A 12,740-nucleotide genomic window follows, 5' to 3' on the forward strand; every position below is an offset into this window, starting at 1 on the left:
CATGAACTCCGACATGTCGATGCGCACCATCGCCTCCTCGGTATCGAAGAGGAAGGTCGCCAGCGCCTTGGTCAGCTCGGTCTTGCCCACGCCGGTGGGGCCGAGGAACATGAACGAACCGTTGGGACGGTTGGGATCCGACAGCCCCGCCCGCGAGCGGCGGATGGCATCGGAGACCGCCTCGACCGCCTCGGACTGGCCGATCACCCGGCGGCCCAGGGCCTCCTCCATGCGCAGGAGCTTCTCCTTCTCGCCCTCGAGCATCTTGGCGACCGGGATGCCGGTCCAGCGCGAGACCACCTCGGCGATCTCCTCGGTGCCCACGGTGCTGCGGAACAGCTTGGGCTTGTCGTTCTCGCCCTGCTCTTCCCGGGTCTGCGCCTCGGCCAGCTCGCGCTCGAGCTCGGGGATGCGCCCGTACTGCAGCTCGGACATGCGGGTGAGATCACCCGCCCGCCGCGCGGTTTCCAGCTCGGTGCGCGCGCGGTCGAGCGCCTCCTTGATGTGGGTGGTGCCGGCGACCGCGGCCTTCTCCGACTTCCAGATCTCCTCGAGGTCCGAGTACTCGCGTTCGAGTTGCTCGATCTCCTCCTCGAGGTTGGCCAGACGCTTCTTGGAGGCCTCGTCGGACTCTTTCTTCAATGCCTCGCGCTCGATCTTGAGCTGGATCAGGCGCCGCTCGAGGCGATCCATGGCCTCCGGCTTGGAGTCGATCTCCATGCGGATGCGACTGGCCGCCTCGTCGATCAGGTCGATCGCCTTGTCGGGCAACTGGCGGTCGGTGATGTAGCGCTGCGAGAGCTGGGCGGCCGCGACGATCGCCGGGTCGCCGATCTCGATGCCGTGGTGGACCTCGTAGCGCTCCTTGAGGCCACGCAGGATGGCGATGGTGTCCTCGGTGGACGGCTCGTCGACCAGCACCTTCTGGAAGCGACGCTCGAGCGCGGCGTCCTTCTCGATGTACTGACGGTACTCGTCGAGCGTGGTCGCGCCGATGCAATGCAGCTCGCCGCGGGCGAGCGCCGGCTTGAGCATGTTGCCCGCGTCCATCGCCCCGTCGGCCTTGCCCGCGCCGACCATGGTGTGGATCTCGTCGATGAACAGGATCACCCGCCCCTCGGCCTTGGCGATGTCGTTCAAGACCCCTTTCAGGCGCTCCTCGAAGTCGCCGCGGAACTTGGCCCCGGCGAGCAGCGCGCCCATGTCGAGACTGAGCACGCGCTTGTCCTTGAGACCCTCGGGGACCTCGCCGTTGACGATGCGCTGCGCCAGCCCCTCGACGATGGCGGTCTTGCCCACGCCCGGCTCGCCGATCAGCACCGGGTTGTTCTTGGTACGCCGCTGGAGGACCTGCACGGCGCGGCGAATCTCCTCGTCGCGGCCGATGACCGGGTCGAGCTTGCCCTGCTCGGCGCGTTCGGTGAGATCGAGGGTGTATTTCTCCAGCGCCTGGCGGGCATCCTCGGCGTTGGGATCGTCGACCGACTGACCGCCGCGCAGCTTGTCGATCGCCTTCTCGATCGCGCCCTTGGAGGCACCGGCGCGGCGCAGGATCTCGCCCAGTTCGCTCTTGTCCTCGATCGCCGCCAGCACGAACAGCTCGCTGGAGATGTACTGGTCGTTGCGCTTCTGCGCGAGCTTGTCGGTGACGTTGAGCAGGCGAGAGAGATCGTTGGAAATATGTACCTCGCCGGCCTCGCCGCCGGAAACGGCGGGCTGGCGATCGAGCATCTCGCCCAGTTGCGAGCGCAGCATGTTGACGTTGATGTCCGACTGCGTCAGCAGGTGGCGCACCGTGCCGCCTTCCTGGTCGAGCAGCGCGACCATCAGGTGGACCGGCTCGATGAACTGGTGGTCCTGGCCCACGGCCAGCGACTGGGCGTCGGCAAGTGCCATCTGGAACTTGGCGGTCAGCTTGTCCATTCGCATGATTCTGAATTACCTCGGATTGTCGGTTCGTCCGGACCGAGCGACGGATGGGACTCGCCCGGCCCGCGGGATGCCTTGAATGTTGGTCATGATCCGTGTCGATTCAAGGCCGAGGCGATTCGGCACGCGACGATGACATTCCCGAGCATTTAAATTAGTATTTTTTATGTCTCATAAACACAACCCGGTAACGACCCATGGAACAGACGCATTTCAACGAGAAGTACCCGGTCTACGAGGCCCGCATCGACAAGAACGAGACGACGGCGAAGAGCACCACGGAGGTGATCGAGCGCCTCAAGGCCGCCGTGGAGGCCGACGAGCGCACCAAGTTCATCGGTACCTTCGACCACCTGGCCCATACCCGAGACATCGGCGGCGAGGTGGCCGACGGAATCGTCGGAGCCGCCCATGTGGTGTTCTGCTTCGGCATCAAGCTGCCCAACGCCCGCGTGATGGCGGTGCGCCCGCGCTCGATCGGGGTGACCGAGTTCGACGATCACTTCATCGTCAACTTCCTCGAGCCGCCGATGCCGATGGCGACCGAGGCGATGGAAGGCTGGGTCAAGGCGCTGCGCGACGCCTGACGGGGATATCCCCGGCGGCCACCGGCGGCGCATCGAGCAGGCGCGCGCTGTCCTCGGCCCAGCGGAGCAGCTCCAGCTGTCCGTCGTGCCGCTCGACCAGCACGGTGCAGTGCTCCACCCAGTCGCCACTGTTGGCGTAGGTCACGCCGTTGCGCGTGAACAGGTTGGGATGGTGGATGTGCCCGCAGATCACCACGTCCGCGCCCCGCTCCCGGGCATGGTGGCAGGCGGCCGCCTCGAACTTGCCGATATAGCTCTTCGCACCGGGCACCTGCTGCTTGACCGCCCGCGCGAGCGACCAGTACCCCCGCCCGCTGTGTCGACGCCACCAGGCATTCACCCGGTCCAGCCGCATCAGCAGTTCGTAGCCGAGATTGCCCAGCCCCTTGAGCAGCCGGCTGTGCCGGACCACCCCGTCGAACTCGTCGCCGTGCAGCATCAGCGCCCGTCGACCGTCTCCAAGGCGGCACTCCCACTCGCGCCGCACCTCCACGCCGCCGATCGACAGACCGAGGTAGTCGCGAAAGAACTCGTCGTGGTTGCCAGGTATGTAGACCACGCGCGTGCCGTGGGCCGCCATGCCCATGATCCGCTGGAGCAGATGGGTCTTCACCGCCGGCCAGTGCCAGCGATGACTGCGCATCTTCCAGATGTCGAACAGATCCCCGTTGAGGACCAGCACGTCGAGCTCGACGCGTTCGAGAAAGTCCAGCAGGTACTCGGCGCGGGCCGCACCGGTTCCCAGATGCAGGTCGGAAACGACCGCGAGACGGTAGGACAGGGCCATGGGATGCTCCCGCGTGACTGGCGACGCGGCCAGTGTGGCCTCCGACCCGTGACAGTCCCGTGTCACCCCGATAACCGTTCGATCACAACCTCGTCCGTCGGATACCGACGAATGCCTCGATTCGGCGACGGGGCTCGGCAAGCCCCAGCGCGCGACGGGGGCGAGTCCGGATGCGGGCAACGGCAGGCCGCCGCTGTCGCGGCTCGAACCGGGAGGTGGAAACCGGGCGGGAGACATGCCGGACCCGAGCAGCGGGCCCGAGCGGACGATCAGCGCTCGCGCAAGTCCGCGTGCCGGCTGACCAGCCGGTCGAGAAAGAGGATGCCGTCGAGGTGGTCGATCTCGTGCTGGGCGATGCGTGCCTCGAAGCCCTTCATCTTGAAGGTGACGGTGCGCCCCTCGATGTCCTGCGCGGTCAGCTCGATGGTCTCGGCGCGGATCACCTTGCCGGTGTAGTCGGGGATCGACAGGCAGCCTTCGCGCCCGACGGCGAAGCCCTTCCAGTTGGTGATCGCCGGATTGACCAGCACCAGCGGCCCGTTGTTGTCCACCGGGCGCTTGGCCCGCGTGGCGTCCACCAGGCACAGGCGCTGCATGCGTCCGACCTGCGGGGCCGCGATACCGACCGCCGACGGCCCCTGGTCGGCCGTGTGCTGCAGGTGTTCGGCGAACTCGCGCAACTCCGGGTCGAACTGCTCGACCGGCTCGCAGACCGTCTTGAGGCGCTCGTCCGGGTAGGTCAGGATCGGCAGTGGCTCCACGCTTACCCCCGCATCGTCTCGAGCGGGGTGACGCGCACGGTCAGCCCCTGGTCGGCAAAGCGCGCCACGCATTCCTCGATCGGCTCGATGCCGCGGCTGCTCTCGCCGTCGATCTGCATGATGTAGATCGGCTTGTCGGTCGAACCGCCCACGTCCGAGCGCAGGTCGAGGATGTTCATGCCCGCCTCGAGCAACGCCGCGGTCACGTCCGCGACGATGCCGCTGCGATCGGCGCTGTGCACGGTCACCGATACGTCCGGCTCGCGGTGCTGGTGCAGGGCCGCGTCGATCTCGTCGACGTGCAGCTTGAGCCCGAACTCCGCCCGCGTGGATTCGAGCAGACCGGCAACCTCCTCCGGATTGCCCGCGCCGCGCACCATCATCATGATCGCGAACTGGTTGCCCAGACGCATCATCGCCGTCTCGCCCAGTTCGGCGCCCACGCCGAACAGCACCCGGGTGACGTGGGCGACGATGCCGGGTCGATCCGCCCCGACCAGGGTCAGCAGAAGCCAGGGTTTTGTCATGGGGATATTCCTCTCGTTCAGTCGGTTTCGCGCCAGACCAGGGTGGCCATGCGGCCGGTTTCGCCCTGATCGCGACGGTGCGAGTAGAACAGGTCGGGCAGGGCGTAGGTGTCCCGCTCGCCGCCGAACACGCGGGTAATCCCCTGCCGGCGCAGGCGCGAGCGGGCCAGGGCGAACAGGTCGGCGTGGAACTTGCCGGTCTCGGCGGCGCCCCGGAAGGCGGAGGCGTCGGCCGGGTATTCCCGCATGAAGGCCTCGCGCACCTCCTCGCCGACGACGAAATGTGCCGGCCCGATCGCCGGACCCAACCAGGCCATCAGCCCGTCGCCCGCCACGGAGAACCGGTCGACGGTGCGCTCGATCACGCCGGCCGCCAGCCCGCGCCAGCCGGCGTGGGCGACCGCCACCTCGCGACCATCGTGGCTGGCCAGCGTCACCGACAGGCAGTCGGCGGTCAACACCGCCAGCACCTCGCCGGGGCGATCGGTGTACGCGGCATCGCCCTCGGGGCCATCCGTGGGCACATCCGGCCCGAGGACCGTGGTGCCGTGGGTCTGGTTCAACCAGCGCGGCGCCTCCGGCAAGCCGAGCATCTCGGCCAGCTCGCGCCGGTTGGCCGTCACGGCCTCGACCTCGTCACCGACGTGGGTGGCGAGATTGAAGCCGTCGAACGGCGGACGGCTGTGGCCGCCGATGCGGGTGGTCACGCCGGCACGCACGCCCCTCGGCGCCGGCCAGGTGGCCTCGATAAAACGACTGCCCTCGGGGGCGTCAGTCGGGATCCGCGACATAGATAACCTCGGCCTCTCCATCGTCAACGCCGTCGCGATAGTCGCGCAGCAATTCGATCAATTCGTCCATGTCCTCGGGCAACGGCGCCTCGAGCGACAGCGTCTCCCCGGTCTCCGGATGCGTGAGCGTCAGGCGACGCGCATGCAGTGCCTGGCGACCGAAGTCGCGCAGCACCTCGACCAGCATGTCCTCGGCACCCGGCGGCAAGCGCGGCCGACCACCATAGACGGGATCGCCCACGATCGGGTGGCGGATGTGCGCCATGTGTACCCGGATCTGGTGCGTCCGCCCGGTCTCGAGCTTGACCCGCAGCCAGGTGTGCTCGCCGAACTGCTCGACCACTCGATAGTGCGTCACCGCCGGCTTGCCCTGCGGCACCACCGCCTGGCGCTGGCGATCGCGGGCGTGCCGCCCGATCGGCGCGTCGACCGTGCCGCCGGCGATCAGGTGACCGACCACCACCGCGTCGTATTCACGACCGATGCGCCGTTCGGCGAGATCGGCGACCAGCGCCTGGTACGCCGCCTGGGTCTTGCCCACCACCAGCAGCCCGCTGGTCTGCTTGTCGAGCCGGTGGACCACCCCGGCGCGCGGCAGCAGGGCCAGGTCCGGGTCGTGGTGCAGCAGTGCGTTGACCAGCGTACCATCCGGATTGCCGGCACCGGGATGCACGACCAGGTCGACCGGCTTGTTGACCACCAGCAGGTGCTCGTCCTCGAAGACGATATCCAGCGGGATCGCCTGGGCACGATCCTCGCTCTGCTGCGCAAGCTCGGTGCGCAGCGAGAGTGTCTCGCCGCCCAGCACGGTGTCGCGCGGACGCATCGGCTGGCCGTCGACGGTCACCTGGCCGCCCTTGATCCACGACTGGATCCGGCTGCGGGAGAAATCCGGCCACAACTGGGCTGCCGCCTGATCGAGACGCATGCCGGCCAGGTCGGCCGGGATCGACGAGTCGCGTTCTACTTCCATCGGTCGGGAATCAGCCTTTGAACCGGTGACGAACCGCAGCCTGCCGCCATCCGTCGGGACATGAAAAAGACGGGCACGGACCCGCCACGAGATCGGTTGGTTTTTAGCATCTTATCTGCGAAGATTATCCGCTAACGCTCGCCCCATCAACGCGCCGCACGGTGCGCCCGGTGGGCGGTCGGCATACATTCACCACTGCCAGCGGCCCTTACACTTCAGACCATGACCCAGCATCGCGACCGTAACCGCCCGGCCACCCGCCGCACCCTTCCCCGGCATCTCGCTCGCGCGGCACTGATCGCCGGCATGGTCACCTTCGTCAGCGGCTGCGCCTGGTTCTCGAAGTCCGACGACGACCGCGTCGATCTTTCCGACCCCACCGCCTCGGCCGGGCAGCTCTACCAGGAAGCAAACGAGGCGATGCGCCGGGGCGACTACGAGACGGCGATCAAGAAATACGAGACCCTCGAGGGCCGCTACCCGTTCGGCGCCTACACCGAGCAGGCCCAGCTCGAAGTGGCCTACGCCTACTACAAGTACGACGAACCGGACTCGGCCATCGCGGCGGCGGATCGCTACATCCAGCTGCACCCGCGTGGTGACAATGTGGCCTACGCCCTCTATCTCAAGGGGCTGGCCAACATGAGCCGCGGCGATTCGCTGATCAACAAGATCGCCCCGCCGGACCTTTCCAAGCGCGACCAGTCGGTGCTCAAGGAGGCCTTCCGTTCCTTCTCCCGCCTGGTCGAACAATATCCCGACAGCCAGTACGTCGATGACGCCAGCCGACGCCTGATCGACGTGCGCGACTCGCTCGCCAAGCACGAAGTCGAGGTGGCCGAGTACTACATGCGCCGCGGCGCCTGGCTGGCCGCGGCGAATCGTGCCCAGTCGGCCCTCGACAAGTACAACGGCTCGACGTCGACCATCCCGGCGCTCGAGCTGCTGATCCGCGCCTACGACAAGCTGGGCCTCGAGCAGGAGAAGCAGGACGCCGAGGAAATCCTCGAGGCGACCCGCAAGGCCAACGCCGAGGAATCCTGAACCGGCTGACGCGACCACCTGGCCGAACGCCGGCAGGAACCCACAGGATCAAGGGCCGATGGCAGCGACGCCATCGGCCCTTTTCCTTTCCTGCCGGGCACGCCCGATTCCCTTCCACAAGCCGCACGCCGATCCGGCGACGCATGCATTCGCTCAGCCATCTCGCCAACACGGTGCTAGCCTCCAAGGGAGCTGGCTTCCAAACATGGACGACAACAACGTGTTGGTCCAATCGAGGTGCGACCGTGATCATCAAGACCCTCTCCATCGGTCTCGTCCTTGCCGGCGCCATCGGCCCGGCCGCCGCCGACTACAGCGACGCGATGCGCCATTACGACCAGCAGGAATACCGCTCGGCCCTGCAGGAATTCCGCGAATCGGCCGACCGTGGTGATGCCGACTCCCAGTACATGCTCGGGCGTCTGCACGAGGCCGGCTCCGGCACCCCGCAGGATTTCGTCAAGGCGCACAAGTGGTACAACCTGGCCGCGGCGAACGGCCACCGCCACGCAGCCGAGGCACGCGATTCGCTGGCCAAACGCATGACCTCCGGGCAGATCGCCGAGGCCCAGCAGGCAGCCCGGGAATGGGGAGAGCCGGACTCCGGCTCGGAGCCGACCACCCGATCGTCACGCCCCCCGATCGACAGCCTGTCCGCACGGGAACGCGTGACCGAGGTTCAGCGTGAGCTCGATCGGCTGGGTTACGACGCCGGCCCGACCGACGGCATCATGGGCGACCGGACACGGCGCGCCATTCGCCAGTACCAGGACGACGCCGGCCTGTACCGCGACGGGCGTGCGACCCCGGAGCTGCTCGAGCGGCTGCGCAAGACCGAACCGGACGAAGTCGAGAAAGCCGAGGACGCGCCGCGCGTGGCCCTGCAGGACGACTTCAGCGACGGGAATTACCGTCGAGATCCGGCCTGGACGGTGCTCAATGGGAGCTTCGAGGTCGATCGCAACGGCTTGCGTAGCATCGTCGAGACCGGCGGAGCGACCGAGCGCGCCTTGCGCGGACTCGGCTCTGACCGCCCCGAGGAGGTCGGCATGGCCGTGCTCGGCATGATCCTCGAGCAACAGGGCGATGACCGGCAGGAGGAAGAGGACGCCCCGGCCGAGCCGGCCCGAATCGTCACCAACGCGGCGATCGACAACGCCTTCCACATGGAGCTGGAACTGGCATCCCGCCAACAGCCCGGCCGCCTGGACGTCGGGGTATTCCACGGCAATCACCCCGGTCGCAACGGCTACCGCCTGGTCTATGCCGCTGGCACCGAGCCCGGGCTGCGCCTGGTTCGGCTGGTCTCCGGGAACGCCGAGGTGATCGCCCGCCACGAAGGCCGCCTCGACCTCGAGGACAACCGCTTCCACCGGATCGTCTGGACACGCGACACCAACGGGCGGATGCAGGTTCAGGTGGACGACCGGCGCCTGCTGCGCGTTCAGGACAACGACCTGCGCGACGCATTCGGGGGCGTGGTGCTCGCCAACCACGGCGGCGACTACAGCCTGGGCCGGATCCGGGTCGAGGACTAGGCCGCGAATCGCAGCCCCGTGAGCACGCCGGCGAGACGCAGTCGGCATGCGCCGCCTTCCCGCGGAGATGGCCGCACCATCACCTTGTCGAAGAGTCGCCGCCCGCCATCAGGCGAATTTCCGAACGACCACAAGCAAAAGCCCCGCACGAGGGCGGGGCTTTCGGGCGTCCGGCTCGAGGCCGGAGCAGCGTCGGATCAGCGCTTGGAGAACTGAACCGAACGACGTGCCTTGCGCAGGCCGACCTTCTTGCGCTCGACCTGACGAGCATCGCGGGTCACGAAGCCGGCTTCACGCAGCTTCGGACGGTGTGCTTCGTCGTAGTCCATCAGCGCACGGGTCAGACCGTGGCGAACGGCACCGGCCTGGCCGCTCGGGCCGCCACCGGCGACGGTCGCGACCACGTCGAACTTGTCGCCCACTTCCAGCAGCTCCAGCGGCTGACGAACGACCATCTGCGCAGTCTCGCGACCGAAGAAGTCCTCGAGGGACTTGCCGTTGATGCTGATCTTGCCGGTGCCCGGACGCAGGAATACCCGTGCGGAGGATGTCTTGCGACGACCGGTTCCGTAATTCTGAGTCATTGCCATGGGTAGTCTCTCTTAGATCTCGAGCGGCTGCGGCTGTTGCGCCTGATGGTTGTGCTCGGCGTTGGCGTAGACCTTGAGCTTGGTGTACATCTGGCGACCGAGAGCGTTCTTCGGCAGCATCCCCTTGACGGCCAGCTCGATGACGCGCTCCGGGGAACGCTCCATCAGCTTTTCGAAGGTGAAGTGCTTCATGTTGCCGATGAACCCGGTGTGGAAGTGATACATCTTGTCCTTGGCCTTGTTGCCAGTGACCTTGATGTCCTTCGCGTTGACGATAACGATGTAGTCACCGGTATCGACGTGCGGGGTGTACTCGGCCTTGTGCTTGCCACGCAGGCGGCGGGCGACCTCGGTAGCCAGGCGACCCAGCGTCTTGCCGGATGCATCGATGACGTACCAGTCGCGTTTGACCTCGGCCGGCTTGGCGGAATAGGTTTTCATGGATCGACAGCTCCCAAACCAGAAGCGATACATTGATTTCAAGAGGGCGCGAAGTCTACCCGAAGGCAACGCACCCCGCAAGACCGATTTCTCAACCGGCCCGAACGTGGAGAACCGCGGAGTATAAAACGCATCGGCGTGGAAAGCGAAGGACTTTCCGCACCGATGGAGTCAGGTCGTCGACGCGCGTATCGCGGACAAAAAAAATGCCGGCAGAAGCCGGCAACAACAAGAACCACCAAAGGAGGATAAGCAATTCACGGTATCACGATATACTAATACTTACCGGGCCGTCAAGCCCGACCGACACCTTTTCGTCGGGACCAGCCCATACCGGCACCGGCCGCCCATCCCGGGCGGCCACGACGCCCTCCCCCACGCTCACCGGCTGCCTTGACCGCCACACCACGCCGCTGCACTCTTTGCGCATGACTGACACCGATCCGACCGACCGCCCGACACGCGAACTCGACGAGGCCATCCGGTCGGACGCGCTCGACTGCGTCATGTGCGGCATCTGCGTACCGCACTGCCCCACCTTCTCGCTGACCCGCAACGAGGCCGACGGCCCGCGCGGGCGGATCAGCCAGTTGCTCGGCATCAGCCAGGGCGGACTCGCGCCGGACGCCGACGTCACCCGCCACCTCGATACCTGCCTGACCTGCCGCGCCTGCGAGGCGGTCTGCCCGTCGGGGGTCGCCTACGGTCGACTGATCGACAACGGCCGGGCACGCCTGGCGCAGGAACCGAACCCTGCCGCGCGCCCCAAGCCCACGGCACGTCACTGGCGCTGGTTGCGAGACCAGCTGCTCACCCGCCGCCGGCGCCTTGGCGTGGCTTGGCAACTGTATCGGCTGGTGCAGCGCCTGGGACTGGGCGGCATCGCCCGGCGGCTGGCCGGACCGGTCGGCCGCGCCCTGCCCCGTCATGCCCCCGGACCGATATCGCGCCGTACCCGACTGCCCGTGGCCCCGACCACGCGCGGTCGCGTCGGCCTGTTCGTCGGCTGCACGGGGGCGGCGATGAACGCGAACGCCGTCGCCGCTGCGCGCACGGCGATTGCCGCCTTCGGTTACGAGGTGGTGGAGCCGGCCGGCCAGGGCTGCTGCGGGGCGATGCACGCCCACGGCGGCGAGCCCGGCGAAGCGAACCGACGCCGCGAGGCGAACGCCGCCGTCTTCAAGGCCACGGGCGTCGAGGCGGTCGTCGTCGTGGGCACGGCCTGCGCCGCCGAGCTGGGCGCGCTGGCCGATTCGCACGACATCACGGTGTGCGAGATCACCGACTGGCTGCTCGCGCGTGACAAGGAGGAATGGCCGCAGGTCGCGCACCTCGACTATCGCGTCGCCGTGCACACCCCCTGCAGCCAGCGCAATCACCTGCGCCAACCCGAGGCGACCCGCCAGCTGCTGGCATCCATCCCGGGACTGGAACTGCTGGAAATCGACGGCAACGCGCGTTGCTGCGGGGCCGCCGGCATGCAGGTGCTGCTCTACCCGGAACAGGCCGAAGAACTGCGCGAACCGAAGCTCGAGTCGATCGAGCGACTGGCACCCGACGTGGTGGTCAGCGCCAATGTCGGCTGCGCCACCCACCTGGCGGCGGGCGCGAACCTGACGGTCAGGCAACCGGTGGAACTGCTGGCCGAATCGATCCTCGCGGCCAGGCCGTAGTCAGGCCGTAGTCAGGCCGCAATCAGGCCTTGGTCGGGCGCTGATCAACCGCTGGGCACGTCCGCGTCGGCCAGGTTCCGGCCGTAGAAGATCTCGTACATCTCCTTCTTCAACGCCTTCTCGATCCGGGTGCAGACCTGCGGGCTGTAGTCGTCGGTGCCGTGGCCGAACAGGTAGTTGTCCAGATCGAAGTCCTTCAAGAGCATCTTGGTGTGGAAGATGTTCTCCTGGTAGACGTTCACGTCGATCATCTGGTAGCGCTCGCGCGTGTCCTCGGACATGTAGTTCTGGATCGAGTTGATCTCGTGATCGATGAAGTGCTTGCCGCCGTGGACGTCGCGGGTAAAGCCGCGCACGCGGTAGTCGAGCGTGACGATGTCCGAGTCGAAGCTGTGGATCAGGTAGTTGAGCGCGCGCAGCGGCGAGATCCGCCCGCAGGTGGACACGTCGATATCGACCCGGAAGGTGGAGATGCCGTTTTCCGGGTGGCTCTCCGGGTAGGTGTGCACCGTGATGTGGCTCTTGTCGAGGTGCGCGACCACCGAGTCACGGGCCAGCTCGCCGTCGCCCGGCAGCGGCCCCGGCTCCTCGTGGTAGTCGATCCCCTCGGCGATCACCGGCTCCTCGGAGATCAGGATGGTGACCGACGCCCCCTGCGGCTCGTAGTCCTGCCGGGCGACGTTGAGGATGTTCGCCCCGATCATCTCGGTCACGTCGGTGAGGATCTGGGTCAGCCGGTCGGCGTCGTAGACCTCGTCGATGTAGGCGATGTACTCGTTTACCTGCGCCCGGGTCTTGGCGTAACAGATGTCGAAGATCGACATGCTCAGCGTCTTGCTGAGATTGTTGAACCCGTGCAAGGTGACCGACGGCTCACCCATGACTACCCCCTGAAACAAAGCGCCCGACCTCCCGGCCGGGCGTGTCGATGCGTCGAACGAAAACGACGCGCTGTAATTGCCGCAAAGTGTAAACCGGCGCCGGGAATCGTGTCACCAGCCGCGCACGCCATCGGCCATTCACCGAACCCCGCCTGTCGCAGCATTGCCACGACCGGTTGGCCCACCACCGCGACAAATCGACAGGGCGGGCGCCCCGG

General features: G+C 67.0%; 13 protein-coding genes. 4 read left to right on the plus strand and 9 right to left on the minus strand.

Annotated elements, in window-relative coordinates; genetic code table 11:
- Positions 1 to 1,929: Clp protease N-terminal domain-containing protein (locus ACLFRM_RS07150; protein ID WP_410755051.1), on the minus strand; the 1,929-nt coding region annotated here is incomplete at its 3' end.
- A gap of 197 nt (positions 1,930 to 2,126) precedes the next feature.
- Between ACLFRM_RS07150 and ACLFRM_RS07155 the strand changes: the two genes are divergently transcribed.
- Positions 2,127 to 2,516, plus strand: a complete 390-nt coding sequence (locus ACLFRM_RS07155; RefSeq protein ID WP_410755052.1) for a DUF6858 family protein — start codon at positions 2,127 to 2,129, stop codon at positions 2,514 to 2,516.
- Here ACLFRM_RS07155 and ACLFRM_RS07160 read toward each other — a convergent pair.
- The 5 genes from ACLFRM_RS07160 to rluD form a co-directional block, all read right to left on the minus strand.
- A complete protein-coding gene (locus ACLFRM_RS07160) occupies positions 2,494 to 3,303 on the minus strand; it encodes a UDP-2,3-diacylglucosamine diphosphatase (RefSeq protein WP_410755053.1) in 810 nt (269 codons plus the stop codon). The genes ACLFRM_RS07155 and ACLFRM_RS07160 overlap by 23 nt on opposite strands.
- A gap of 269 nt (positions 3,304 to 3,572) precedes the next feature.
- The gene (gene def, locus ACLFRM_RS07165) at positions 3,573 to 4,064 is read right to left on the minus strand and encodes a peptide deformylase (RefSeq protein ID WP_136867777.1); all 492 of its coding nucleotides are present in this window, start codon (positions 4,062 to 4,064) and stop codon (positions 3,573 to 3,575) included.
- 2 nt (positions 4,065 to 4,066) lie between these two features.
- Positions 4,067 to 4,591 carry a glycine cleavage system protein R gene (locus ACLFRM_RS07170; RefSeq protein ID WP_410755054.1) on the minus strand — a complete coding sequence of 175 codons (525 nt, stop codon included), beginning with the start codon at positions 4,589 to 4,591 and terminating at the stop codon, positions 4,067 to 4,069.
- A gap of 17 nt (positions 4,592 to 4,608) precedes the next feature.
- A complete protein-coding gene (pgeF, locus tag ACLFRM_RS07175) occupies positions 4,609 to 5,382 on the minus strand; it encodes a peptidoglycan editing factor PgeF (RefSeq protein WP_410755055.1) in 774 nt (257 codons plus the stop codon).
- Positions 5,363 to 6,355, minus strand: coding sequence for a 23S rRNA pseudouridine(1911/1915/1917) synthase RluD (gene rluD, locus ACLFRM_RS07180; RefSeq protein ID WP_410755056.1), 993 nt, complete (start codon positions 6,353 to 6,355; stop codon positions 5,363 to 5,365). The genes pgeF and rluD overlap by 20 nt, the downstream gene beginning before the upstream one ends.
- 222 nt (positions 6,356 to 6,577) lie before the next feature.
- On the opposite strand from rluD, the gene ACLFRM_RS07185 reads away from it, so the two are divergent.
- A complete protein-coding gene (locus ACLFRM_RS07185) occupies positions 6,578 to 7,399 on the plus strand; it encodes an outer membrane protein assembly factor BamD (protein ID WP_410755057.1) in 822 nt (273 codons plus the stop codon).
- A gap of 245 nt (positions 7,400 to 7,644) precedes the next feature.
- Positions 7,645 to 8,937, plus strand: a complete 1,293-nt coding sequence (locus tag ACLFRM_RS07190; RefSeq protein WP_410755058.1) for a peptidoglycan-binding protein — start codon at positions 7,645 to 7,647, stop codon at positions 8,935 to 8,937.
- A 197-nt stretch (positions 8,938 to 9,134) separates the two neighbouring features.
- Here the strand turns inward: ACLFRM_RS07190 and rpsI are convergent, their stop codons facing one another.
- Positions 9,135 to 9,527 carry a 30S ribosomal protein S9 gene (gene rpsI / locus ACLFRM_RS07195; protein WP_410755059.1) on the minus strand — a complete coding sequence of 131 codons (393 nt, stop codon included), beginning with the start codon at positions 9,525 to 9,527 and terminating at the stop codon, positions 9,135 to 9,137.
- Positions 9,528 to 9,539: 12 nt separating this feature from the next.
- Positions 9,540 to 9,968, minus strand: coding sequence for a 50S ribosomal protein L13 (rplM, locus tag ACLFRM_RS07200; RefSeq protein WP_136867755.1), 429 nt, complete (start codon positions 9,966 to 9,968; stop codon positions 9,540 to 9,542).
- A gap of 428 nt (positions 9,969 to 10,396) precedes the next feature.
- On the opposite strand from rplM, the gene ACLFRM_RS07205 reads away from it, so the two are divergent.
- Positions 10,397 to 11,641, plus strand: coding sequence for a (Fe-S)-binding protein (locus ACLFRM_RS07205; protein ID WP_410755060.1), 1,245 nt, complete (start codon positions 10,397 to 10,399; stop codon positions 11,639 to 11,641).
- 44 nt (positions 11,642 to 11,685) lie between these two features.
- Here the strand turns inward: ACLFRM_RS07205 and speD are convergent, their stop codons facing one another.
- Positions 11,686 to 12,522: an adenosylmethionine decarboxylase gene (gene speD, locus ACLFRM_RS07210; RefSeq protein ID WP_410755061.1), complete on the minus strand. Its 837-nt coding sequence runs from the start codon at positions 12,520 to 12,522 to the stop codon at positions 11,686 to 11,688.
- Between the last annotated feature and the right edge of the window lie 218 nt (positions 12,523 to 12,740).

Origin of the sequence: Guyparkeria sp. (assembly GCF_046540515.1) — a bacterium.
Lineage (GTDB): Bacteria > Pseudomonadota > Gammaproteobacteria > Halothiobacillales > Halothiobacillaceae > Guyparkeria.

Coding starts and splice junctions, on each gene's coding strand:
- ACLFRM_RS07170 (WP_410755054.1), bottom strand. CDS start 4,591: ATGACAAAACCCTGGCTTCTGCTGACCCTGGTCGGGGCGGATCGACCC.
- ACLFRM_RS07205 (WP_410755060.1), top strand. CDS start 10,397: ATGACTGACACCGATCCGACCGACCGCCCGACACGCGAACTCGACGAG.
- rluD (WP_410755056.1), bottom strand. CDS start 6,355: ATGGAAGTAGAACGCGACTCGTCGATCCCGGCCGACCTGGCCGGCATG.
- rpsI (WP_410755059.1), bottom strand. CDS start 9,527: ATGGCAATGACTCAGAATTACGGAACCGGTCGTCGCAAGACATCCTCC.
- rplM (WP_136867755.1), bottom strand. CDS start 9,968: ATGAAAACCTATTCCGCCAAGCCGGCCGAGGTCAAACGCGACTGGTAC.
- pgeF (WP_410755055.1), bottom strand. CDS start 5,382: ATGTCGCGGATCCCGACTGACGCCCCCGAGGGCAGTCGTTTTATCGAG.
- ACLFRM_RS07185 (WP_410755057.1), top strand. CDS start 6,578: ATGACCCAGCATCGCGACCGTAACCGCCCGGCCACCCGCCGCACCCTT.
- ACLFRM_RS07155 (WP_410755052.1), top strand. CDS start 2,127: ATGGAACAGACGCATTTCAACGAGAAGTACCCGGTCTACGAGGCCCGC.
- speD (WP_410755061.1), bottom strand. CDS start 12,522: ATGGGTGAGCCGTCGGTCACCTTGCACGGGTTCAACAATCTCAGCAAG.
- ACLFRM_RS07160 (WP_410755053.1), bottom strand. CDS start 3,303: ATGGCCCTGTCCTACCGTCTCGCGGTCGTTTCCGACCTGCATCTGGGA.